Annotated in this window: 21 protein-coding genes; 8 read left to right on the forward strand and 13 right to left on the reverse strand. The window is 39.4% G+C overall.

Going from position 1 to position 23,998, the window contains the following annotated elements:
• Positions 1-18: 18 nt before the first annotated feature.
• Positions 19-588: a PilZ domain-containing protein gene (locus B1201_RS01605; protein ID WP_078192054.1), complete on the forward strand. Its 570-nt coding sequence runs from the start codon at positions 19-21 to the stop codon at positions 586-588.
• Between the two features lie 7 nt (positions 589-595).
• Here B1201_RS01605 and B1201_RS01610 read toward each other — a convergent pair whose 3' ends face one another.
• Positions 596-1,501: a DMT family transporter gene (locus B1201_RS01610; RefSeq protein WP_078192055.1), complete on the reverse strand. Its 906-nt coding sequence runs from the start codon at positions 1,499-1,501 to the stop codon at positions 596-598.
• 5 nt (positions 1,502-1,506) lie between these two features.
• A complete protein-coding gene (locus B1201_RS01615; protein WP_373684761.1) occupies positions 1,507-1,995 on the reverse strand; it encodes a YaiI/YqxD family protein in 489 nt (162 codons plus the stop codon).
• 266 nt (positions 1,996-2,261) lie between these two features.
• On the opposite strand from B1201_RS01615, the gene B1201_RS01620 reads away from it, so the two are divergent.
• Complete coding sequence (locus B1201_RS01620) at positions 2,262-3,194, forward strand: hypothetical protein (RefSeq protein ID WP_078192057.1); 933 nt, start codon at positions 2,262-2,264, stop codon at positions 3,192-3,194.
• A 607-nt stretch (positions 3,195-3,801) separates the two neighbouring features.
• Here B1201_RS01620 and serC read toward each other — a convergent pair.
• A complete protein-coding gene (gene serC, locus B1201_RS01625) occupies positions 3,802-4,881 on the reverse strand; it encodes a 3-phosphoserine/phosphohydroxythreonine transaminase (RefSeq protein ID WP_078192058.1) in 1,080 nt (359 codons plus the stop codon).
• Positions 4,882-5,229: 348 nt separating this feature from the next.
• On the opposite strand from serC, the gene B1201_RS01630 reads away from it, so the two are divergent.
• Genes B1201_RS01630 through B1201_RS01645 form a run of 4 tightly spaced genes read left to right on the forward strand, consistent with a single transcriptional unit; the run spans position 5,230 to position 10,183 of the window.
• Positions 5,230-6,717 (forward strand): TolC family protein, encoded by a 1,488-nt coding sequence (locus tag B1201_RS01630; RefSeq protein ID WP_078192059.1) that lies wholly within the window; start codon positions 5,230-5,232, stop codon positions 6,715-6,717.
• Positions 6,718-6,738: 21 nt separating this feature from the next.
• Positions 6,739-7,938 (forward strand): HlyD family secretion protein, encoded by a 1,200-nt coding sequence (locus B1201_RS01635; protein WP_416202467.1) that lies wholly within the window; start codon positions 6,739-6,741, stop codon positions 7,936-7,938.
• Positions 7,938-9,068 carry an ABC transporter permease gene (locus B1201_RS01640; RefSeq protein ID WP_078192061.1) on the forward strand — a complete coding sequence of 377 codons (1,131 nt, stop codon included), beginning with the start codon at positions 7,938-7,940 and terminating at the stop codon, positions 9,066-9,068. The genes B1201_RS01635 and B1201_RS01640 overlap by 1 nt, the downstream gene beginning before the upstream one ends.
• Complete coding sequence (locus B1201_RS01645) at positions 9,065-10,183, forward strand: ABC transporter permease (protein ID WP_078192062.1); 1,119 nt, start codon at positions 9,065-9,067, stop codon at positions 10,181-10,183. The genes B1201_RS01640 and B1201_RS01645 overlap by 4 nt, the downstream gene beginning before the upstream one ends.
• A 119-nt stretch (positions 10,184-10,302) precedes the next feature.
• Here B1201_RS01645 and B1201_RS01650 read toward each other — a convergent pair whose 3' ends face one another.
• Complete coding sequence (locus B1201_RS01650; RefSeq protein ID WP_078192063.1) at positions 10,303-10,851, reverse strand: hypothetical protein; 549 nt, start codon at positions 10,849-10,851, stop codon at positions 10,303-10,305.
• 459 nt (positions 10,852-11,310) lie between these two features.
• Between B1201_RS01650 and gltP the strand changes: the two genes are divergently transcribed.
• Positions 11,311-12,606 (forward strand): glutamate/aspartate:proton symporter GltP, encoded by a 1,296-nt coding sequence (gene gltP / locus B1201_RS01655; RefSeq protein WP_078190399.1) that lies wholly within the window; start codon positions 11,311-11,313, stop codon positions 12,604-12,606.
• 65 nt (positions 12,607-12,671) lie between these two features.
• Here the strand turns inward: gltP and B1201_RS01660 are convergent, their stop codons facing one another.
• The 6 genes from B1201_RS01660 to B1201_RS01685 form a co-directional block, all read right to left on the reverse strand.
• A complete protein-coding gene (locus tag B1201_RS01660; RefSeq protein WP_078192064.1) occupies positions 12,672-13,115 on the reverse strand; it encodes a DUF3887 domain-containing protein in 444 nt (147 codons plus the stop codon).
• 73 nt (positions 13,116-13,188) lie between these two features.
• Positions 13,189-16,173 carry a DNA gyrase subunit A gene (gene gyrA / locus B1201_RS01665; protein WP_078192065.1) on the reverse strand — a complete coding sequence of 995 codons (2,985 nt, stop codon included), beginning with the start codon at positions 16,171-16,173 and terminating at the stop codon, positions 13,189-13,191.
• 290 nt (positions 16,174-16,463) lie between these two features.
• A complete protein-coding gene (locus B1201_RS01670; RefSeq protein ID WP_228144736.1) occupies positions 16,464-16,994 on the reverse strand; it encodes a hypothetical protein in 531 nt (176 codons plus the stop codon).
• 565 nt (positions 16,995-17,559) lie between these two features.
• Positions 17,560-18,492 carry an FAD-binding protein gene (locus tag B1201_RS01675; protein ID WP_078192066.1) on the reverse strand — a complete coding sequence of 311 codons (933 nt, stop codon included), beginning with the start codon at positions 18,490-18,492 and terminating at the stop codon, positions 17,560-17,562.
• Positions 18,493-18,510: 18 nt separating this feature from the next.
• A complete protein-coding gene (locus tag B1201_RS01680) occupies positions 18,511-19,263 on the reverse strand; it encodes an electron transfer flavoprotein subunit beta/FixA family protein (protein ID WP_078192067.1) in 753 nt (250 codons plus the stop codon).
• Between the two features lie 527 nt (positions 19,264-19,790).
• Entirely contained in the window at positions 19,791-20,396 is a 606-nt protein-coding gene (locus B1201_RS01685) for a LysE family translocator (protein ID WP_078192068.1), read from the reverse strand.
• Between the two features lie 113 nt (positions 20,397-20,509).
• On the opposite strand from B1201_RS01685, the gene B1201_RS01690 reads away from it, so the two are divergent.
• The gene (locus tag B1201_RS01690) at positions 20,510-21,004 is read left to right on the forward strand and encodes an Lrp/AsnC family transcriptional regulator (protein ID WP_078190405.1); all 495 of its coding nucleotides are present in this window, start codon (positions 20,510-20,512) and stop codon (positions 21,002-21,004) included.
• Between the two features lie 465 nt (positions 21,005-21,469).
• Here the strand turns inward: B1201_RS01690 and B1201_RS01695 are convergent, their stop codons facing one another.
• The 3 genes from B1201_RS01695 to B1201_RS01705 all read right to left on the reverse strand — a co-directional run bounded on the left by B1201_RS01695 (position 21,470) and on the right by B1201_RS01705 (position 23,985).
• Complete coding sequence (locus tag B1201_RS01695) at positions 21,470-21,841, reverse strand: hypothetical protein (protein WP_078192069.1); 372 nt, start codon at positions 21,839-21,841, stop codon at positions 21,470-21,472.
• Positions 21,842-22,120: 279 nt separating this feature from the next.
• The gene (locus tag B1201_RS01700) at positions 22,121-23,044 is read right to left on the reverse strand and encodes a tyrosine recombinase XerC (RefSeq protein ID WP_078192070.1); all 924 of its coding nucleotides are present in this window, start codon (positions 23,042-23,044) and stop codon (positions 22,121-22,123) included.
• 71 nt (positions 23,045-23,115) lie between these two features.
• Entirely contained in the window at positions 23,116-23,985 is an 870-nt protein-coding gene (locus tag B1201_RS01705; RefSeq protein ID WP_078192071.1) for an enhanced serine sensitivity protein SseB C-terminal domain-containing protein, read from the reverse strand.
• Between the last annotated feature and the right edge of the window lie 13 nt (positions 23,986-23,998).

Raw genomic sequence — 23,998 nt, forward strand, 5'->3', positions numbered from 1 at the left:
AGTCCGAGGTAATATATTATGGAAAATTTACAGCATCAAAGTGTTCAAACTGAACGCCGTGTAATGTCGCGTATCGATGCTGCTTTGCGCATCAACTATCAGATTATCTCTGATGATGTTGCACTGAATGATCCTTACGATCCTAATTTTGTATTGCCGCGCTATTTTCTACTACTTGCTGAATTAGATCAATTTGATCATGCACTCAACTACGAATTAGAACAATTAGCTGAGAAAGATCAACAAATTGCTCGAATCTTATCCTTATTTAACCAAAAGTTAAACCTTATTACGGGTTCTTTATACGACGCAATTGTACAAAGCATGTTACCAGTGCCTGAGCATGTGAATTTTTCCGAGACCGGTCTGAGCTTTTTTAGCGAACGCGCGATTAAAGAAGGTACTTATATCCATGTGACCTTAAGCCACCCTGAAAATTTCTTCCATATTGCGGCAACTGCGCAAGTGGTTTATAGCCGTGAAGAAGAAAGCAACTTATACCGTACGGGTGCCTATTTTATCACACTGCTCCCTCAAGACCGCGTCAAACTTGCAGAGTGTATCGCACTGACCCAAAACAAAGAGTGATTTTTAATCAATGTTTTAATTTGTGGGCGAGCTCTCTGTTCGCCCGAAAATCTTTATAAAAATAAACAAACAAGCCTGATAATAGAATCACAGCACCAAGTAAAACCATCAATGATAATTTTTCATCATTCAGTAAAGCACCAAAGAGCATAGCAAGCATGGGTGTGAGTACCGTTGTTAAAGACAAAGTTGTCGCCTTGATGTTTTGTACCAGTTTAAAATAACAAAACATGGCAATCAATGAAGCCATAATCACTGCATAAAATAAGCCGATGAGCGCTTTAGTTGAAGGCATCTGTGTAGGTGCATACTGCCAAATAAAAGGTAGCATTGCAGCAGAAAATAGTGCTGAGATAAGAATCGAACCTGTGGCTTGAGACATGGGCTGCAATGGCGCATTGAGTTTTTTCACCCAAAAAATCGACATACAGTAGACGAATACGCTCATTAACATTAAGACGATGCCAACAGGCTGTACGTGCTGATCACTGCCGCCTAAGCAAATAATGGCTAAACCACAGACGGCAATCAACATCCCAATCCATTGCAAGCGATGCAGATAGGTATGAAAGAAGAAACGACCAATCAGACCCGTCATAATTGGCGCTAAACCAAACATCAGGGCAATAATGCCTGAGCTGAGATAGGCCGTTGCCATATAGGTAAAAATTTGAGAACCAATAAAACTAAATGCCCCCGCCAAATAACTGTGCAGGGAGGTTTTATCCATCGGCAGTTTATGTTTAAAAATAAACAATAATGCGACAGCCAAGGGTAATGCGATAAAAAAGCGTAATGTCAGTGCCCAAAACGCATTGATATCACTGACACTCCAAACGATGGCAAGTGGCGTGGTCGACCAAATGAACACCAACAACGCATAGGTCGTCGCTAGATTTGTTTTAGATGGCATGGTTTTTACTTCTGCGCCGTTTTACGTTTTTGCTTTTGAATGGTTTGATCTAAGCTACTAGAAAATTCGCGCTTATCACGTTCTGAAATCGGGGCTGGACCACCGGTTTGCACACCTGCGCCCCGTAAAGTATCCATAAAGTCGCGTAAGTGTAGACGTGCTTTGACATTTGCTGTGGTATAAATCTCACCGCGTGGATGTATCGCTATACCGCCCCGCTCAATCACTTCAGCAGCAAGTGGAATATCTTGTGTCATCACGATGTCGTGCTCTTTCATGCGGTGAATAATTTCTTTATCCGCTGCATCTGCCCCACTCATGACTTGAATCGAGTTAATCCGCACCGAAGGCGTTATCCCAACATTTTGATTGGCGACAAAAGTGACTTCTAACTGGTAACGATCAGAAGCCCGAATAATCACATCACGTAAAATGCGTGGTAACGCATCTGCATCCACCCATAATTTAAATGGCAGCACTGAATTTCCATTCACTTTTAAACATGACTCATAGTAACAAATCTACATGACATTTTGGGGATCTGCATCCGCTGAATGGATCTACATTTCTCTAATCATGAGAATCGAAAAGCTGCAAAATGACTCCAACTTGGGCTTATTTTCCAATGCTTTTACATTTAAATCCTACTGAAAACATTTTTTATGCATGATTTCATGATAAATATGATGTCGGTGACTTGAAAATTTCAAATAACCCTCGATTTATTAATTATGAAACCAACCCAATATCAATTGTGCATATGAAAAAACAAAATAGCCCTGAAATTATCACTATTGAAGATCAAACCTTTGGCAGTCATGTCGAACATTGGAATTTACTTACCAGTAACCCAGCGACAGATGTGCCGGTATGGTTAGGACAGGCACTCGATGCGCCAATCATGCCAATGGGCTTATGTGCACAAGAAAGTGATATGGATGCTTCTTCATGGCTCATTCAAGGGCCTGCCAAAGCCAGTATTCAATTGTGTCAGGTCATTGCTGTTGAAAATAATAAACCTAAAGCGGTAAAAACGGCTTTTCCAAGCTTTGATAGTCCATATAAAACCAAAGCAACTATTGAGCGAATTATTACCTGTAAATCCAATACGCAAGCTGTGCTTTGCCTCGACTTAGGCGCAAATACCAGTGTGTATGCTTTTGATAGTTTATATAGCGTCAATCACGACCAATATGAAAAAGATGCAACCTACAGTGTGCAACTAAATGCTTGGGCCTATGAACTCGAAGCTGTCGCAGAACATGAACAATTGGTCGTCGATGATCCCGCGTCGATTAAACATCATCGTGCTTTAAACGATATCTTGGCAGCAAATAATGGTATTGCCCCTGCAGACTTACACGAACAGATTAAAGCGTGGCAACCAAAGTCTGAAGATGACAAAGCACCAGTCACCGTCGATTTTTCTAAAATGGTTGCATACCTATATGGTGAAAACCTCGGACAAGAAGACGAAGCATGGTTCCAAGGGCATATTGTTGGCAAAACTGCCATGCAATTTAAAGAGCAAGACTATACGCTGTATGATGTGACCTTAATCCACGAAGAAAACCAAGAAGCGGTGATTGTTCGTGTTGCAACAAGAAATCCGGCGCATAAAGATTTCAATGTTGGGCAATATATTCGTGGCAACCTGTGGATACAAGCCAATATTTACGCAAAATCAGCCTAATTTAAATTGAAAAAACCAATTTCACATAAAAAAAGCCGCCTCAGTGCGGTTTTTTTTATTTCTCGCTAATCATGTGTATTCGCTGAATATTTAAATGATTGAATATTTCTTATCCATAAACCAGTCAATATATTCTATTTTTAAATTCAAATTAAAATAACTTATCCACAATATTAAATTCAAAATAATGCTGCTAAATAAATCCATCTACAAAGGATAAAATATAAAAATCTAATATAAATAAATAAGATAGGAAATTTATGAAACTAAATTTATCAATTCAGTTGCTTATTTTTAAATAAACTAAATAGTTTAGTAAGTTTACGGCAGATAGTACTTTATTTAATCAAATAATTATGTTAAAAATGCGTTTAAGAAATAGTAATTAACGATAAATAGATCGGAAAGAATATCTATGAAAGTCGTGCAAGAAGAAAACTTATCGCAAGTTGACCATCACATGGAATCTCGATATCAAATCGAGCCAATGTCCTGCTTATTTTTTATGTTAGGTATGCTGATTTGTGCATACGTTTTACATACTTTTATTTTTTAATCTATTCAATAAAAAAACCGGCATTTGCCGGTTTTTTTTATGCCTTTACAATTATGCGTTGCGTTTCGCAAAGTCATCCATAAAGTTAACAAGTGCTTGAACGCCTTCAAGTGGAACAGCATTATAAATACTTGCACGCATACCACCCACTGAACGGTGACCGGCTAAATTCAGCAAGTGGTTTTCTTCAGCTTCTTTCAAGAATTGTTTTTCCAATTCTGGGTTCGCCAAAGTAAATGGTACGTTCATGATTGAACGGAATTCTTTTGCAATTGGGTTCGCATAGAAATCGCTTGAATCGATATAACCATAAAGCAATTCAGCTTTTGCCATATTCGCTTTATAAATTGCGTCTACACCACCCTGCTCAAGTAACCACTCAAAAACAAGGCCAGATAAGTACCATGCATAGGTTGATGGTGTATTCACCATTGAACCATTTTTTGCTTGAGCTGAATATTTCAAGATACTTGGAATATCTGCTTTCGCCTGATCCAATAAATCATCACGAATAATCACCAAAGTTAAACCAGCAGGACCAATATTTTTCTGAGCGCCTGCATAGATTAAACCGAACTTAGATACGTCTAATGGTGCAGATAAAATGCTTGATGAAAAATCGGCAACCAATGGTTTGTCTGTTTCAGGAATGTTGGCAAACTGAAGACCACCAATGGTTTCATTATCTGCATAATGCACATAAGCCGCATCATCAGATAAGTTCCAGGTGCTTTGATCAGTAATCGCAAGTTTACCGTCAATGGTGGTACCCGCTTCAACAACATTAATGTCGCCATAACGCTGTGCTTCTTTCAACGCTTTTTCAGACCAAATACCAGTGTGGATATAGTCTGCTTTGCTGTTTTTACCCAATAGGTTTAATGGGATCGCAGAGAATTGAAGTGATGCGCCACCTTGAAGGAATAACACTTTATAGTTGTCTGGAATATTCATCAGCTTACGAAGATCAGCTTCTGCTTTCTCTGCCACAGCGACATAGTCTTTACTACGGTGGCTCATTTCCATGATCGAAAGGCCTTTGCCTTGCCAGTCAAGCATTTCAGCTTGAGCTTTTTCTAAAACGGCAGTGGGTAATGCAGCAGGACCAGCACAGAAGTTGTACGCGCGCATGAGTTTTCCTTTCAAAGTGAAACACAATAAAATGATGGCATTTAACCATATCTGACGCGTGCTTGCAGTAGTTAAAGCTGAAAATATTCCAATGCTGTCTGACATTTGAAGTCAAATTTTCAATAAAGATCAAAATTAATTCTTATTAATTCAAATTATTAGATTTACTGATATTTTTTATCCCTTGAATTGATGCTAATTTAAGGTCTTGATGTGAGAAAAATGATGTGCGCTACAAAGATAAAATTTATTTACATATGTATATGAAACAATACAACAACTTAGTGAATTTACCCAACTTCATCACAATGACTATAATGAACCCATCCTAGCTGTGAGTGTATTTTTATGCCTTTACCTCGAACAGATTATTCTATAAAAATTAAACATACATTTCGTTCAGGTTTACTGCTTGGCCTTGGTTGTTTCAGTGGCTTTTTTAGCCCCACGGTACTTGCGCAAAGTATCAGTTATAGCCAAGCAGAACAAAGTCTACTCACTAGTTCGTATAGTACTCAGGCCAACCAAGCGCTACAACAATCTGCCGAACTTCAAGCTCAGGCCATTAAAGGCCTTGGTTTACCTCGTGTGGATTTAAACGTCCGTGCCTATGCCTTTCATAATGAACTCGATATTCCTCTCGGTGCCCTAAAAAATAACTTAGAACAAACGCTGAGTAATGGCATTAATAATAAAATTGATGAAAGCTTACCGAGTGATTTGGCAGACCCATTAAAAGACAGTCTGCAACAGCCAATCCGTGATGGTGTCGGATTAATTCCAGATTCGTCACAGGTGGTCTTAGATGATCAAGTGATCCGCCCTACCGTTTCCGTAATGATGCCGCTGTATACCGGTGGGTTAACGTCTAGCGCCAAGGAAATTGCCAATATCCAAGCCAAACGCAGCGCGATTAGCAGTGAACAACAACAAGATGTACAACGTTTTGAATTAATCCAAGCCTACTTCAATGCTCAATTACAAAAAAAATTAGTTGAAAGTAGCCGCTTCAATTTAAATGCGATGCAACAACACTATGCCAATGCACTCAAAATGGAACAACAGGGTTTCATTAGCAAAGGCCAGCGTATGCAATTTGAAGTAGCGAAGAATAATGCGCTCAGAATTTTTCAAAATACTGAAGCGAATCTTCGCTCTAGCTTATTTAAGTTAAACAACTTAATGCAAAGCAGCCAAATTACTGATCTTACAACGCCATTATTTATCAATCAGCAACACAATCAAAATATAACCGCCTTACTAAAAAGTTATCAGGATCAGTCTAGTTTGGTGCGTAAAATGCAATTGGACAGTCAATTGGCCGGTGCCAATGTGAAAGCCCAAAGCGCAGCAAAAAAACCCAACGTCTTTGCATTTGGCGAATATAGTCTCGACGATAAACAAAACTGGATCGTTGGTGTTGCCGCTCGCTACAACTTATTTTCAGGTATTGATAAAAACAAATCCGTACAAGCTGCTGAACTTCAACGCTATGCATCTGAGTTAATGACTGAGCGTACCAAACAAGAAATTGAAAGCCTGATTTATAGCTCATTTAATGAAGTCACCAGCGCTCAACAAAGTCACCTGTTGTTGCAGCAAAACCTAAAAGCTGCTCAAGAAAATTTAAGAATTCAACAGCTTTCATTTAAAGAAGATATGGGAACAGCCACACAAGTGATTGATGCACAAAATGCACTGAGCGGGCTACAAAGTGAAATGGCACTCAATGCTTATAAATACGTGATGTCACTTGCAACATTGCTACAAAGTCACGGGAGCATTGACCAGTTCCAAAGCTATATCAATCAAACACACACCGATTACATCCGTTAAACTTAGACTGGGGAAATGCACATGAATCAGGATTCAACTGATCAACCAAAAGACACCTCAACTGAGGATAAATCATCTGTTACATCAACAAATGATACGGTTGTACCAAAGCCTGTTATGGAAAACAGTAGTACGCAAGACGAAATCGCGATGGATAAAAAGCCGACAGAATCTGTTAATTCAACGTCTCTAGAGCAAGACCACTCTTTCTCCCCAACAAAAGACCAACATAAGAAATCTATACTGATAAAAATTGCCGTTGGCATTATATTGATACTACTTTTGGCATTGATTGCATTTGGCTTATGGAAAAGTTATCAGCCCAAGCAGGTTGAATTACAAGGTCGAGTGGAGGCTGAAACCATTTACATTAGTACCAAAGTACCCAGCCGTATCGAAGAAATATATGTGCATGACGGTGAAAAAGTACAAGCAGGTCAAGCACTGGTTCGTTTAACCAGCCCCGAAGTCGATGCAAAGAAACAACAGGCTTTAGCTGCACTCCAATCTGCGCAAGCACTGCAATCCACAGCTGAACGTGGCTCTCAACAAGAAAATATTGATAGTTTATATGCCAATTGGCAAAGTCTAAAAGCACAGCAACAATTAGCGCAAACCACCTACCAACGTGGTCAAAACCTCTATAAAGAAGGTGTCATTTCACGACAACGCCGTGATGAAATGCAAGCTGCCGCAGTGTCTGCTGCACAAATGACAGAAGCGTCTTATCAACAATATGCGCGTGCAAAACGTGGCAGTACACCGCAACAACAAAGCTCGGCAGATGCCCAAGTCAAGATTGCGCAAGCCGCGTTGGCTGAAGCCAATGCACTTGAGGCTGAAACCAAATTGTTTGCACCCTCCAATGGCACCATTTCAAAAACCTATGGCAAAGTTTCAGAATTAGTTGCGATGGGTGTGCCCGTTGTAAGCCTGATTCAAGATGATAGCTTATGGATTAGCTTAAATGTCCGTGAAGACCAGTATGCTCAAGTGTATCAACTCAAGACCATGCATGGATTTATACCCGCACTGAACAAATCTGCCGATTTTAAAATTGATCACATCGAAGCCGAAGGTGAATTTGCAACGATTAAAACCACGCGGCAAACAGGCGGCTATGACATTCGTAGTTTTAAAGTCCAACTGAAACCCGCTCAGCCGATTGCTGACTTAAAAGTGGGTATGAGCGTTTTGTTTAAAATTGAAGAGCGTAAATAATGTTTAGGGGCATTCTGCGTGAGTTTCGCTATTTGATGCAGCATAAATGGGACTTGTGTATGGTCACACTTGCCCCTGCCCTAGTGATTTTGCTCTTTACTAATATGTTTGCTCAAGGCAAACCAGATCATTTACCCATCGCGATCATAGACCAAGATCAAAGCAGTTTAAGCCGTAACATTACTCATTTTGCGCAGCTCAACCATACTTTAAAAGTAGCCACCATTACACCTAGTATGGACGATGCTGAAAAGCTGATAAATCAAACCCACATTTGGGGCTATATTCATATTCCTGCTGGCGCAGAGCAACGACTGGTTCAAGCAAAAGATGCAGAAATCAGCATTGCCTATAACCAAAGCTATTTTAGTGTTGGCAATAGTATTTCATCAGCCATGTTACTGAGTACACTGCAAGCCATGGCTGATTTTAGTGGTCATCAGTATTTAGAAAATACTATCCCCTACCTCGATGCACCGACACCCAATGTCAAAATTTCACCCTTATATAATCCTGGTTTAAATTACGAGTTCTATTTAGAGCCCTACATGATTCCTGCGATTCTACATTTACTACTGTGTTGCTGTGTCGCATTTTCGGTTGGTCAAGAAATCAAATATGGCACTGTAAATCAATGGGTGAAACCGACTTCTGTCTTTCAAGCTTTAATCGCTAAAAATCTCAGTTATGTTTTCATTTTTACCGCTTGGACATGGGCGTGGATGTTTTGGCTAATCGTGTTTCGAGGTTGGTTTGTTCAGGGTTCATTATTGCTCATTTTGCTCGGGCAATTGTTTTTTTATACAGCCTATGCCTTTATCAGCTCTACCGTAGTTTTAGCAACGCGTGATCTCACCAAGTCTTTTGGTTTTATTGCGGTATATGGTGGCTCATCACTGAGTTTTGCAGGGGTAACATTGCCGCTGAATAACGCACCGATGTTTACAAAGTTTTGGGCCAATATTATTCCCTATACGCCTTATGCCAAATTACAAACAGAACAATGGGTCATTGGTAGCCCAATCTCCATTTCAATCACACCGCTTGTCACCCTGATCATTTACTGTCTGTTCTATTTGGTTCTTGCCAGCTTCTTTCTACGTAAAGTACTAAAGGAGCAAGTCATATGAATGTAATCGTGTCATTTCTATCAAATTTGCTCAGACACTATATTCAAACCTTTAAAGATATTGTGAAGCACAGTTCGATTTTTACCACTTTAGTGCTTTCTGTTTTTCTTTACAGTTTTTTTTATCCTATTGCCTATCAAGCGGAACACGCAGAATCGCTCCCTATCATTGTGGTGGATGAGGAACAAAGCATACTCACCAATACGATTATTGGTGCTGTAGCCAATAGTCCCAATGTAGAAATTCGAGCTGTGACTGGTAATTTTGCTGAGGCTGAAAATATGCTCAGTAGTCAGCAAGCTGACGGGATTTTACTGTTGCCGAGTAATCTTTCAAATAGCATTCGCCGTGGTGAAACCGGTGGAATTGGTTTATATCTCAGTGCTGCAAACTTTCTAAAAACACAAAAAATTGGCTTAGGTTTAGCCAGTTCGATGGAAAATGCCCTCGTCGAATATGCAGAAAAATTCCAGAACATATCCGATTTTAGCCCAGCTTTATCTATCCATAAGATTCCATTATTTAATCCACTTTCAGGCTATGGCAGCTATATTTTCCCAGCAGTTGCACCCTTAATTATTCATCAGACGATTTTATTGGGTCTGTGCATGCTGATTGCGACCTATCGACAAAACACCACATGGCGTCCAAGCTATACACAATTAGCTGGCATTTTCTTGTGTATTTTGACCATTGGAACTTTGGGGTGCTTCTATTTATTTGGTTTTACCTTTTGGCTGAATGACTATCCACGGGGTGGAAATTTGTGGGGCATGTTCATTGCTGTACCCATCTTCCTCAGTTGTATTATTGCGATGACGCTCTATCTCGCCACCTTTCTTGACCTGCCAGAACGTGCAGGACATGTCATCGTTTTTAGTTCTATTCCGCTATTTCTACTTTCGGGAACGGCATGGCCACATGCAGCTATGCCTGAATGGATGCAAATACTCGCTCAAGCATTACCTTCGACCCAAGGCATTCAAATGTTCCTTCAACTCAATCAGATGGGTGTGACAACAGCAATCGTCATTCCTAAACTGCTTTACCTTTCAGCTATTGGACTGATTTTTTTATGTCTTGCTGTCTGGCGTTTAAATTTTGCCAAAAGATAAAACTGTTTGTGCTGTAAGACATGTCTGGTCTCAAGCGAAATGCGTTCAAACCTATTCATCATAGACTCGAACGCTTTGCTTCTTAGCATGTCTCAAATTTTAATGCTTTCTGCCACCTATTAACTGTATGCTGTTGGCGTCACAGTCGATGCTTCATCCACTTGAGTATTAAAATCATCTGCATCTGAGGTGATCTCAGTAACCAAATCATCTGATTCTTTTTCTGCAGAGTTTTCAAGCCAGAATCCTTTCACTTTATCGTCCCCATCATGACCTGCAAAGACCACACTCATATACAGTTCTTTTTGCGGATAATCATATTTATACACAATTGTTGTGGTCTTACCTTCTCCCAGCCGAGTATTTGCCATTCGCTGAATCACTTCCGCTTCAGCGCTAGGTTGACCTACAGGAATCAACTTTTTCATACGTGAAAACAGCTCTGGATCTGCTAGCATCGCATCACGAACATTTTCTTCAACCAATACCAAAAAGCTGTCTTGATGGGGTTGGTGTAGTGCTGCGAATAATTTTTCTGACTTGATACGCTGTGAGCTTGTCTCACTTGGTAGGCTTGATTCGAATTTTGCAATCAAGAAATCGCCGATTTTTTCACAAGCCGTTATAGGTAAGATTAAAGCAATGATGACGACTAATTTTTTCAACACCGTACAAGCCCTCTGGTTATTATTAAAATATATAAAGTTAAAATTTTTTTCGGATAATCTGTGTGATTTATAGAATTTTCACTGATTTATCTGCCTCACAAGTATAAAGCAAACTTCTATACAAAAATGAAAAATACAGGCTCACAATTAGTTTTTCGATCTTTCTAGGCAAATCAGAGATTTTGTGAAGTGTTCATTAATAACTCAATTTTATTCGTTCTATAAATTAAACTTAATAATCAAATCGCTTATACAACTAAAAATGATAATTTATCGATCAAACAATTTGGTTTTGATCAAAATCGTTGGCTGTATTCTCATATAAACTGCAAAATATTATCGTATTTATCTCCCAAATTATTCAGAACTTTTTGTCATGGCGGATTCAGTCTGTCTGCAACATTTGTTCGTGGATGACTGTGGGCTTTTTTCTCCCAAATCTGACATAAGAGCTGATGTATGAAAAAGATTAAGGTGAGCCTTGCCTGGCAAATCGTGATTGCTCTCATTCTAGGTATACTTGTTGGTGCTTTCCTACACTATTCTCCTGAATATCGTGATGCTTTAGTTAATAACTTTTTGACTCCTTTGGGCTCAATTTTTATTAACCTCATTAAGATGATCGTTATTCCGCTTGTTGTGTCGATGCTTATTTTAGGTATTGCCAATACAAGTCACGGTAGTAACTTAGGTAAACTTGGTTTCAAAACAATTATTTATTTTGAAATCATTACCACCGTTGCTATTTTAGTCGGTTTAGTTGCAGCCAACGTATTCCAACCTGGTGCCGGCATTGATATGTCTGCATTGACGCAAGTCGATATTTCAAAGTATCAAGAAACAACACATGAAGTCAGTGAACATTCTCATGGTTTGATTCAAACAATACTTTCACTTATTCCATCTAACTTTTTTGCAGCTTTGACGAGTGGTCAAATGCTCCCAATCATCTTTTTCTCTGTGATGTTTGGTGTAGGTTTAGGTGCGCTTGATCAGGAAGTAAAACAACCTTTAATTAAAGTGTTGACCGCTGTTTCTGAAACGATGTTTAAAGTTACGCACATGATCATGATGTTTGCACCTATTGGTGTATTCGGCTTGATTGCTGCAACTGTTGCGAATTTCGGCTTCAGCTCTCTTGTGCCACTGCTTAAACTCGCAGTTTTAGTTTATGGTGCAATTTTCTTCTTTATTTTCATTGTATTAGGTGCAGTTGCTAAATTCTGTGGCTTCAGTGTTTGGGCCATTATCAAGATCTTAAAAGATGAATTGATTCTCGCGTATTCAACTGCAAGTTCTGAAACCGTCCTCCCCCGTATTATGGAAAAAATGGAAGCTTATGGTGCTCCGAAACCGATTACCAGTTTCGTGATTCCAATTGGCTATTCATTTAACCTCGATGGTTCGACCCTATATCAAAGTATTGCGGCTATCTTTATTGCTCAGCTTTACGGGATCGATCTGACAATCACTCAACAAGTGATTCTAGTACTGACCTTGATGATTACCTCTAAAGGGATTGCAGGTGTACCAGGCGTTTCTTTCGTGGTCTTGCTAGCGACTCTCGGCAGTGTCGGTATTCCACTTGAAGGTCTAGCATTCATTGCTGGTATTGACCGTATTTTAGATATGGCACGTACTGTACTAAATGTGATTGGTAACGCGCTTGCGGTACTGGTGATCAGTAAATGGGAAGGCCAATTTGATACTGAAAAACAAAAAAATTATGCCGCTAATCTAAAAGATGCCGCTTAATTTTATGTCATAAAAAAGGACGCTTCGGCGTCCTTTTTTACAGCTTTGTTTTATTTTTCCAAACTTTATTTATTTTTTTCGCCAAAAACTGAAATATTAAAATCTCGAATTTTGTTACTTCCTGCGGGTTTATCAAAACTTACATCATACTGTACAAGGTTTTTATTGGTATAACCGTACTCATAAGTGACCGTATATAAAGACGGTTTTTCAGTCGATTTTTCAATGTGCTTAGCCACTATATTTTTGCGTGAGTAATCTTGTTTCGGAATACCTCGTGCAAATTTACGCAGCTCTTTTTCATTCTGTTCAAACTTCGCTTTGAGTTCTGGTTCAAAGTAGGTATACAACTTTTCAAAATTGCCTTCACGTAATTGATCATAGGCAGCTTGAGCAACTTCAGTCTGTTCAGCACTTGGGTCTGGGATTGCATTTAAGGCTTTTTGACCAATTTGGTCACAGCCGCCAAGCCCAATAAGTGAAGCCATTGCAAAATATTTTAATTTCATATTGTACTCATCAATCTAAAATTATCTGTCTATAAAAAAGGACGCCGTAGCGCCCTCTTTTCTCAATCTTCAATTAGTCTTCTTCAGGCTCATTGAGATCTGATTCATTGTCATTTTGATCAATAATCGTTGAGTCATCTACAAGTTGCTCAGTTTCGATTGCTTCCACTTCTTCAAAAGTTTCGTCTTCTTCAACTGCTTCGATCGCCACAACACCGACTAAAATTTCGCTTTCACCTAAACGGATCAAACGAACACCTTGAGCATTACGACCTGTTTGTGCCACTTCAGACGCACGTGTACGAACCAACGTACCGCCATCTGAAATTAACATTAGCTCTTTAGACGCATCAATCGCTACCGCACCAACAAGTTCACCGTTACGTTCAGATGTTTTAATTGCAATAACACCTTTACCGCCACGTTTCTTGGTTGGGAAGTCATCTACTGGTGTACGTTTACCATAACCATTAGCTGAAGCACAAAGTACTTCACCAGTTTCCGGAACAACTACCAATGACACTATACGGCTAATGAGAGCTGAATCAGAGGTATCGTCATCATCAGACTCTACATCCGCATCCTCAGCGTCTTCAGCTTGAGCTGCCGCACCAATGGTCACGCGCATACCACGAACACCTTTGGCAGAACGACCCATTGAACGCACGTCAGTTTCCGCAAAACGAATGGCTTTACCTTCGTTTGAGAACAACATGATTTGTTGTTCGCCGTCGGTAATGGCAACACCGATTAAGGTGTCATCACCATTGAGTTCAATCGCGCGTAGACCGTTTGAACGAACATTCGAGAATTGTTCTAACTCAACACGTTTAATCGTACCGTATTCTGTTGCCATAAATACGTAGAAGTTTTTACGAACGGCTTCTGCTTGCTGTGCAAAGTCATTGATGATTTCGTCATCAAGATCAGTGGTAGAAAGCTCTAAGCCCAACTGTTTCAATTGAACACGTAATGCATCAGACAAGTCATCTGCACCGTCTTCAGTCTCAGCAAGTGCAGCTTCTAAACCAGCAAAATGACTATTAATCACTTCATTGGTTTGTAGCTGTGCACTATTGGCTTTTACAAATGCTTTAAAGTCAGCCAAGCGTTCTTTAAATTTCTTCGGCGCATCAACCACAGGTAAAATAGCGGTGATGGTCTCGTTTTCATCTAATGGCAATAAGTTCACCATCGGACGACCTTTCGCACCACGAGATGCTTGAGGTACTTCATACACTTTCAAACGATAAACTTTACCCACATTGGTAAAGCAAAGCACTGTTGCGTGGTTTGAAGTCACGATCAAATGCTGGATGTAATCGTCTTCTTTCATTGAAGTTGCAGACTTACCACGTCCACCACGACGCTGTGCAGCGTAGTCTGACAATGGTTGAGTTTTTGCATAGCCTGATTTAGAAACAGTTAGTACCATTTGCTCTTCAGGGATTAAATCTTCACGAGAGAAGTCGATACGTGATTCCACGATATCGGTACGACGTGCATCGCCATATTGTTGAAGGATTAAAGCCAATTCTTCTTTAATTACATTCATCAATAAGTTGAAATCGTTCAAAATTGCAGTGTATTCAGCAATTTGACCAAGAATTTCTGTATATTCAGCTTGTAACTTGTCTTGTTCTAGACCAGTTAAGCGATGTAAACGAAGTTCTAAGATCGCACCTACTTGGGTTGGAGACAGACGATAAATATCACCTGTTAAACCAAATGGACGTGCTGGATCTTCGCCTTCAATTTCATCTGGTCGGACAGATACCGCACCCGCTTTTTCAAGCAATGCAACAACACCACCGCCTGCCCACTCGCCCGCTTGTAAACGTTCACGTGCTTCGCTAGGGTTTGCAGATGTTTTGATGGTTTCAATGATCGCATCGATATTTGCCAGAGCAACCGTCAAACCTTCTAAGATATGTCCACGTTCACGTGCTTTACGCAATTCGAACATAGTACGGCGTGTAACCACTTCCTGACGGTGACGGATAAACGCTGCAATAATATCTTTCAAGTTCATTAACTTAGGCTGACCATTATCGAGGCAGACCATGTTAATGCTGAATGAATTTTCTAATTGGGTATTTTGGAATAAGTTATTTACAATCACTTCAGCGTTTTCACCACGCTTCAAGTCAATTGCAATACGCATCCCTTCTTTATCTGATTCATCACGAAGTTCAGAAATACCTTCAAGTTTTTTCTCTTTGACCAACTCAGCAATACGTTCAATGGTTTTTGCTTTGTTAACTTGATAAGGAATTTCAGTGAAGACAATCGTGCTACGGCCCGATTTTTGGTCTTCTTCAATGTGATATTTACCACGGATGTGCAAACGGCCTTTACCAGTACGGTACGCATCGACAATGCCTGATTTACCGTAAATGATGCCGCCTGTAGGGAAGTCTGGACCAGAAATGTGTTCCATTAACCCTTCAATGCTGATATGCGGATCGTTGGCATAAGCAAGACATGCATTAATGACTTCTGTCATATTATGCGGAGCCATGTTCGTTGCCATACCTACTGCAATACCAGCTACACCGTTAATCAACAAGTTAGGCACACGTGTTGGCATTACTTGTGGAATACGTTCAGAACCGTCGTAGTTGTCTTCCCACTCTACGGTATCTTTCTCAAGATCCGCTAAAAGTTCGTGGGTTAATTTACGCATACGAACTTCGGTATAACGCATTGCTGCTGCACTGTCACCATCGACAGAACCGAAGTTACCCTGACCATCGACCAATTGATAGCGTAAACTGAAATCTTGAGCCATACGAACAATGGTTTCGTATACAGCTGAGTCACCATGTGGGTGATATTTACCGATGACGTCACCGACTACACGGGCAGACTTTTTGTAAGCTTTGTTGTAGTCATTGCCCAATTCGTGCATTGCAAAAAGCACACGACGGTGAACAGGTTTGAGACCATCTCGGACATCTGGCAACGCACGTGACACAATCACGCTCATTGCATAATCGAGATATGAGCTCTTCAGTTCATCCTCAATGGCAATCGGTCTAATTTCCGATACGCTCATGCATACTCCTTGTTATACAAGCAGAATTCTGCCCGCATTTATATATCGTAAATCTGTAAAAATTAGTTCAAAAAACACTGAACCAATATCAAAAATCAAGTCGGACAGTATAGCATAAAAACCCTGATTTTTGTGCCAATCATCTTGCACTAGAACCATGATTTTTTGTATTTATTTTAAGCATTTTGATTTTATTTGCTGTGAAAAAAACCTCTACGAATAGAGGTTGTTTAATGTTCAAAATATTTCTTTTCGAAGCTTCAAATTTAGACCCATAAATGTGATAAAAATCACTCTTTATGATATTGCATGACCTCTAATTCTTGAGGCACATGATCATGCTGCAACCATGGGTATGCTGTTAGAAACAAACCAAAAATAAGCGGAAATTCATAAACTTCTTCGATGAAATCTTTATAAGCCAAATCGTACAAAAATAAAAAACTAAGATTTCGACTATGCTCAACTGCATCAGAAATAAATAAGCCCAATATCACCAAGCCGAATGGCCAAATTGGCAAAGCCAAGGTTTTTAGTTTATGTACAATTTCTTGACGCAAATAAGGCGAAAACAGCATAAAGACGACTGGTGCAATCATGAATACCGAAATTAAACGAAAATACGGTTTAGGCACATCAGGAAAATAGTCACGCCCCCAACTAATACTGCGACCAAATAGCAACAACCACCATGCAACAGCCCACAACCAAAATTGTTTCTTTCCATCTTGCATTTCAAGTGGTCGAATATAGAAAAAAGTATAAATCGCAAAAAACAGCAATAACAATGCTTGGACCGATTCAACTGCTGTAACAGTCATTCCATCAAATAAAGGAAAAGAGATACTTTGTAAAACAGGAAAAAAGTAAACAGCAGATCATCAGCACCAATACACTGACTGGTAACTGAAAATCAAATTTCAAAGGGAGACTCCGCCTAAAAGGCAAGTTCAATAAAAAAGCAATGTTAACACAAAATATACAATCCTTTAAGCTTGCTTTAAGTTTAAGATTCAAACTTGAAAGATAAATTTTTATTATTTTATTTTAAATCTTTGTATTTTTTATAATTTATTAATTTCCATCCTATTACCAAGCGATTGCTCCTGCTTACTTACCATTTAAGTTTCAACATACGTTTAGCTTACGCTACAGTAGTGCCTAATACTGACAACAAGAAATAATATCGTAAGAATTTTGAAGTACGAAATTAAGAATCCACCACTCTCATAAATATGAAAAATAAAAGTGCAATGCATATTTATGTACATTCACGTATGGTTAATCGATTAAGCATGATCAAGAAGATCTACCAGACTATTCATTCCGCAATAAAAAACGCTCCTAAGCCATAAGCTTAGGAGCGTTTTGAACTGCGTTCAGAAATTAGATTTTAGATACTAATTCTGGAACTACAGTGTTCAAGTCACCCACTAACCAGTAATCAGCTACTGAGTTAATTGGTGCTTCTTCATCCTTGTTGATCGCAACGATCACTTTAGATTCTTTCATACCTGCCAAGTGCTGAATCGCACCAGAGATACCTACAGCGATGTACAAGTCAGGAGCAACGATTTTACCTGTTTGACCCACTTGCATATCGTTTGGTACGAAACCAGCATCAACTGCTGCACGAGATGCGCCTTGGGCAGCACCAAGTTTGTCCGCTAATGGATCAAGAACAGTGTGATAGTTTTCACCTGAACCAACACCACGACCGCCTGAAACAACAATACGCGCAGCTGTTAATTCTGGACGTTCAGATTTCACGATTTCTTCAGAAACGAACTTAGAAATACCAGCATCACCAGTAGATGCAACAGCTTCAACTGCAGCAGAGCCGCCTTCGCTTGCAACAGCATCAAATGCAGTACCACGAACAGTCGCAACTACAACAGACTCGCCAGACTCTACAGTTGCAATCGCGTTGCCTGCATAGATTGGACGTTTGAAAGTTTTAGGACCTTCAACAGCAATGATGTCAGTGATCATGCTTACGTCAAGTAGCGCAGCAGCACGTGGAAGTACGTTTTTGCCCGTTGTCGTAGAAGCAGCAAGGATGTGAGTGTAACCCGCACCGATAGAAGCAACTAATTTAGCAACGTTTTCAGCCAATTGATTAGCATAAGCAACGTCGTCAGCAAGTAATACTTTGCTTACACCCGCAACTTTAGCTGCTTGGTCTGCAACTGCTTGAGCGCCTGAACCAGCTACTAATACAGTGATATCACCACCGATTTTTTGCGCTGCAGCAACAACGTTAAGAGTTGCACCATTTAGTGCTTTGTTGTCGTGCTCAGCGATAACTAAAATACTCATGATTTTTATCCTTCTGTATTAGATCACTTTCGCTTCGTTTTTCAATTTATCTACAAGCTCGTCTACAGACTTCACTTGTACGCCCGCTTTACGTTCTGCAGGAGCTTCAACTTTAACAGTTTTAAGCTTAGTCGCAGGTGAAACGCCATAATCAGCAGGTGACTTAGTATCAAGCGGCTTTTTACGCGCTTTCATGATGTTTGGAAGAGCAGCATAACGTGGCTCATTCAAACGCAAGTCAGTGGTGATAATTGCAGGAAGTGCAAGTTCAACAGTTTGTAAACCACCGTCAATTTCACGAGTCACTTGTACTTTGTCGCCTTCAACTTTAACTTCTGAAGCGAAAGTACCTTGGCCAGCACCTAAAAGCGCGCCAAGCATCTGACCAACTTGGTTAGAGTCGTCATCAATTGCTTGTTTACCAAGAAGGATCAATTGAGGTTGTTCAGCGTCTACAACACCTTTTAGGATTTTTGCAACTTCAAGTGCACCTAACTGGCTGTCGTCAGCTTCAACAAGGATACCGCGGTCTGCACCAAGCGCCATAGAAGAACGGATTTGTTCTTGAGCTTCTTTAGGACCAATAGAAACAACAACGATTTCTGAAACAGTTCCTTTTTCTTTTAAACGAACCGCTTCTTCCACTGCGATTTCACAGAATGGGTTAATTGACATTTTAACGTTCGTTAAGTCAACACCACTGTTGTCCGGCTTAACGCGAACTTTAACGTTGGCATCAACCACACGTTTTACAGCAACAAGAGCCTTCATGTAATCCTCGGCTGTTTTAGCAAATGTAAATGTTGAGAAAAGTTATATTAACTCTTCACTTTAAATTTTTTAGGTGCCCTATCTTGCAATGTGTACGGCATTTCGGTCAAGTCACAATTATCGAAAGACCTGTAAAAAAGCGTAATTTCCTTGAACTTATCGTTCACATTTTTTAAAGAATGGTTCAGTTATCCAAAAAAACGCATTATTCAGTTATTTTTTAAGCATTGATTTTTATTATTTTTTTACTTGATTTAGCTCATCAAAAGATCTGATTTAATATCAATTTTCGATCAATCTTTCTGAAATAGAGCTTTCCCTCTACACATTCGGCAACATATCTAAACTTGTCATTTAAGATAGAAGCATAATGAATTTAGCGCTAATTTCACTTTTCCGAAGCTAATTGGTGGGTTTTTCTCCTGTTCTTATTCTTAATATGTGTCGATATTCACCACATATAAAAAAACCTCCGCCTTCACGAAGGTTTTAGTTAAGGCAATTATTTCTATTTACATTTGCTGTTTTTAATTGGCAATTAACCATGTCGCAGCAAGAACCAATAAACCGCCTGATGTACCATCGATCCACTTTTGTTTGCGTTCATCAATTTCAGTTTTTTGTGTAATACGTGCAAAGACCACACTCAAACTACAATACACCACAAAAATCAGCCCAATAAAAATGAAGGACAAAATCAAACCTTGACTCACGGTATTCGCTGATTTATCGATAAATTGCGGCAAAATTGCAAAATATATCAACATTCCTTTCGGGTTCAGTAAAGCCGTAAAAAAGCCTTTTTTTATCGGGTTGGACGCTGACTTTTTCTCAATACTTAATTTTTTACTGCTAAATACTGAACGCAGCAAATGCGTTGCCAAATATAAAAGATAAGCAATCCCCAACCAGCGGATTGTTTCAAACAGTAGTGGAAATGACACGATAATCGCAGCAATACCCAATGCCACCAAAATCGAGTGAACCAAATAACCTGAGCACACCCCCACTGTTGCCATCATGCCTGCTTTTGCATCCTTACCCATCACTTGTGACAGGATAAAAAGCATATCGGGTCCTGGTGTGAAAATAAGGGGAATTACCGTTAAGGCAAACAAAGCAAATACAGACATTTCAATTTTCCCTTTCTATGTCCTGAAAGTGAAATTAGTATGTTTGAATCGCTTTAAAATAGGATATCAAATATTCTATAATAGATATTATTTTTAGAATTATATTCTATTTTATGAAGACATCTTCTAAGTCAATTCTAGTTAAACTAGATCGTATTGATAAAAATATCATTCGCGCACTTCAAAATAATGGCCGCATGCAAAATAATGACTTAGCCAAGGAAATTGGACTCTCGCCTTCTTCTTGTTTACGTCGGGTCAAATTACTCGAAGAAGCAGGTGTGATTCAGAATTACACCACCGTGGTCGATCCACAAAAGATTGGCTTTCAATTGATTTTATTCTCTCGTATTTGGTTGACTGGGCAAGATGCTGAAACCATCGATACTTTTATCGAAGCGATGAAAGAACTTCCTCAAGTCATGGAGTGCTACATTATTTTGGGTGAGTGCGATGCAATGCTCAAAGTAGTGGTGCCTGACCTAGAAAGTTACCGCAAATTTCAGTCTACTCACTTAACCAAGAAAAATGGCATCACCAGTGTAAAGACTGATTTACCAAGCCAAATCATCAAACAAAGCTTCCAGTTACCGCTAGAAGATTTATAAACAGAAATTGGTCTGCCAAGGAACAACTCAAGCATCAGAAACGACGAGGCTGAAACTACAAGCTTGGCAATGTAGTGACGGATTACCTTCACAGCCTCGAATCCAAATACCTAGCAATGCGGTATTTACTTATATTATAAGCAAAGAAAAATAATAATTTGCGGCATATTTGCAGCAATTAAATGGGAAATATCTAGGAGGTCTTTGAGCTCAATTGCTCAAGTAGGAAAACCATTGATTGGATTGACAGGCTCTCGCTATCAAAATTAAACGAATTGAATTACTAAGCAGCAAAACGGATTGGCATTTAGAAATTTTTGTTTAAGCAATTAAGCTTTGCAAAGAATATTAACACTCTAACGCTCTGCTCACAAGCATCTCAACATGTCATGGAGCGAGTGATATAAGGGCTAAACATCCAAAACCAATGAAGATAGCCCTTGAGTTGTTTATTTGACCAATGGTTTAGGCTGGCTGATTTTCCAAAAAGTCACGATGGATGTGGCTTAGGTCAATAAGTTCATACTTTGCCAAATCAAAAATACGCCAAATGGTGAGGGCATCTTCTTTACTGTCAAATTTAGCAGTTGCTTTATTGGTAAGCTGCCATTGTTTATCCGAAATCCAAATAAAGTATTGGCCCGTCACCGCATTAAACGCCTGAACTTTACCATCGGCATTAATCCCTTGTAGCTGCGCACCTTCAGGCAATACAGCTTCTACTTCAGGCAAACTGATTTCAACAAAGTGTTTGATCTGGCGTAAGCCGTATCCTGCAAAAATTTCTTTTTGCTGACCATTTAACTGGTCATATTTTTCTTGAATATCTGAAATCATGGTATGGCCTATATATTTTTAACGGTACAGCAATTTAGTAAATGGCGAATTTCACTTCAGCACTTACGTTAATTCAATAATGGACAATTTTTATACCCGATAATTTGAATTTTTATAATGCGACAATAGTTCAAAATGTCGGTCAATTTTACCAATATTTTTTCACATCCTTATTTAATTTTCATGAAGTAGACCACTTTAGGATACAAAATGTGAAATCTAGCCTGTAAATTTAAGCAAAATTTAGACCACTGAGTACCAAAGTCGTTTTTGCAATTGTTACGAATCTTTATGCTGTGCCCTTGGATGGGCCTGATCATAAACTTGTGCCAATCGATCAAAATCCACATGGGTATAAATTTGTGTAGTGGTTAAATTACTATGCCCCAACATTTCTTGTACAGCACGCAAGTCACCGCTATTGGACAACATATGGCTAGCGAAGCAATGTCGTAATAAATGCGGATGTAAATCGACATTTACACCTGCACGTCGAGCTTGAAATTTAACTCGATTTTCTATTTGTCTTACCCCTAGTGGATTGCCTTTTTGAGTGATAAAAACTTGGGCTTCTGGGACAAAATCACCATGCCATGCAGGATATAATTGCAACCAATGCATCACAGCCTCTTTGGCTTTAGAACCGAAAGGTACAATGCGCGTTTTATTCCCTTTACCCGTAATACGTAACAGTTGGCGATTAAAATCAATATCTCGAATGGTTAAGCCCTGCACTTCTGCCAAACGTAAACCACTTGAATAGAGCAACTCCAAAATCGCTTTATCACGTATCCAAAGTTGCCGTTGAGTTTCACTTTCCGGCTCGGGCTGTTCCATGATTTGTTTAATGGTTTCAATATCGACCAATCCTGGTAAAGGACGTGATTGGCGTTTGAGCTGAAAATCATCTGCAGGATTAAAATTGAGATAATCCCCTTGTTCTGCCCATTTCATAAATTGGCGTATTGAAGATAACATGCGCTGCAAACTACTTGGACTGAGCTGAAACTGTTCCACTTTATGAGCAACAAATTCACGCAGATCTGACTTTTCGACATCATGCAGTGGCAAGTTGCGTATTGTACAAAATTGGAGAAAATCACTGACATCACGCTCATACGCTTGCAATGTATGTTTAGACTGATTTTGAATTTCACGTTCCTTCAACCACATAGTCAGTAGTTGACTCTGATCCATCGTCATCTGTCTTCTCCCATTTCAACATGTGCTTTAGCGTTGCAGTACGTTCACTAAAGCGATTTTACATATCTATTTTATGAAAAGAGTCTAGCAAAGAACCCTTTAGGCTTACCATCAACACGTTGGTAAAAAGCTTGCGTTTCATTAAGCAAATACCCTTCTACACCATCCACACTGTGTGGATTGACATGGATTAAATCCACTGGGCATTGCTCTTTTAAACTATCCTGTGTGATACGACCAATTTTACTGTGCAAATCTTGAATTTGTTGTTCAGATAACCCTGCTTCTAAATCTAGTCCGATCAACAAAGTTGGTGAATCATCTCGAGCTTCATTCAGCATTTGCGCCAAATAGGCAGCTTTTACCACACGCTCTGTGCCAAAAAAAATGATTAATTGATCAATCATAAACTGCGGATATTCTGCCAGCTGACCAATTAAAACTTCCGTATCTTCCGTAACTTCATAGTTTTCTGAGGGCTGAATATACTGCCCGTTCAGCAAATGTTGAATTTCTTCTGGTACAAAGTCCTTCGTCGCATCAGGTGATTGTGGATTCAATACAAGCCTTGCCCCAATGGTCATTTCAAATAATGCCTTGGTTGGTAGCCGGATATACGAATCCTCTTCAGATATTGCCAACCGCATTTTTTCCAAGGACGTAAAAAATGGAATGACGCAATCATATGTTTCATCTTCCCATGATTTCAATTGAACACTGTCGCCTTCATCCAAGATCAAATCTTCGGCAATGCGTGAATCACGTTCACCTGTTGTTCCCACACAATACACATTGGCTGCCAATAACTGCGCTAAAAATTCAGGGCGATAGGCCGGTTCATGTAAGGCTTTATGAAAAAGTTGCTCTAAGATTTCTTCTTGTATTTCTTCGTTTATTTGTTCGTTTATTTGTTCGTTTATTTGTTCGTTTATTTGTTCCATGTTGACTACAATC

This window comes from Acinetobacter sp. ANC 5600 (assembly GCF_002018395.1).
In the GTDB taxonomy this organism is placed as follows: Bacteria; Pseudomonadota; Gammaproteobacteria; order Pseudomonadales; family Moraxellaceae; genus Acinetobacter; species Acinetobacter amyesii.

Coding starts and splice junctions, on each gene's coding strand:
- B1201_RS01605 (WP_078192054.1), top strand. CDS start 19: ATGGAAAATTTACAGCATCAAAGTGTTCAAACTGAACGCCGTGTAATG.
- B1201_RS01610 (WP_078192055.1), bottom strand. CDS start 1,501: ATGCCATCTAAAACAAATCTAGCGACGACCTATGCGTTGTTGGTGTTC.
- B1201_RS01620 (WP_078192057.1), top strand. CDS start 2,262: ATGAAAAAACAAAATAGCCCTGAAATTATCACTATTGAAGATCAAACC.
- serC (WP_078192058.1), bottom strand. CDS start 4,881: ATGCGCGCGTACAACTTCTGTGCTGGTCCTGCTGCATTACCCACTGCC.
- B1201_RS01630 (WP_078192059.1), top strand. CDS start 5,230: ATGCCTTTACCTCGAACAGATTATTCTATAAAAATTAAACATACATTT.
- B1201_RS01635 (WP_416202467.1), top strand. CDS start 6,739: ATGAATCAGGATTCAACTGATCAACCAAAAGACACCTCAACTGAGGAT.
- B1201_RS01640 (WP_078192061.1), top strand. CDS start 7,938: ATGTTTAGGGGCATTCTGCGTGAGTTTCGCTATTTGATGCAGCATAAA.
- B1201_RS01645 (WP_078192062.1), top strand. CDS start 9,065: ATGAATGTAATCGTGTCATTTCTATCAAATTTGCTCAGACACTATATT.
- gltP (WP_078190399.1), top strand. CDS start 11,311: ATGAAAAAGATTAAGGTGAGCCTTGCCTGGCAAATCGTGATTGCTCTC.
- B1201_RS01660 (WP_078192064.1), bottom strand. CDS start 13,115: ATGAAATTAAAATATTTTGCAATGGCTTCACTTATTGGGCTTGGCGGC.
- gyrA (WP_078192065.1), bottom strand. CDS start 16,173: ATGAGCGTATCGGAAATTAGACCGATTGCCATTGAGGATGAACTGAAG.
- B1201_RS01670 (WP_228144736.1), bottom strand. CDS start 16,994: ATGACTGTTACAGCAGTTGAATCGGTCCAAGCATTGTTATTGCTGTTT.
- B1201_RS01675 (WP_078192066.1), bottom strand. CDS start 18,492: ATGAGTATTTTAGTTATCGCTGAGCACGACAACAAAGCACTAAATGGT.
- B1201_RS01680 (WP_078192067.1), bottom strand. CDS start 19,263: ATGAAGGCTCTTGTTGCTGTAAAACGTGTGGTTGATGCCAACGTTAAA.
- B1201_RS01685 (WP_078192068.1), bottom strand. CDS start 20,396: ATGTCTGTATTTGCTTTGTTTGCCTTAACGGTAATTCCCCTTATTTTC.
- B1201_RS01690 (WP_078190405.1), top strand. CDS start 20,510: ATGAAGACATCTTCTAAGTCAATTCTAGTTAAACTAGATCGTATTGAT.
- B1201_RS01695 (WP_078192069.1), bottom strand. CDS start 21,841: ATGATTTCAGATATTCAAGAAAAATATGACCAGTTAAATGGTCAGCAA.
- B1201_RS01700 (WP_078192070.1), bottom strand. CDS start 23,044: ATGACGATGGATCAGAGTCAACTACTGACTATGTGGTTGAAGGAACGT.
- B1201_RS01705 (WP_078192071.1), bottom strand. CDS start 23,985: ATGGAACAAATAAACGAACAAATAAACGAACAAATAAACGAACAAATA.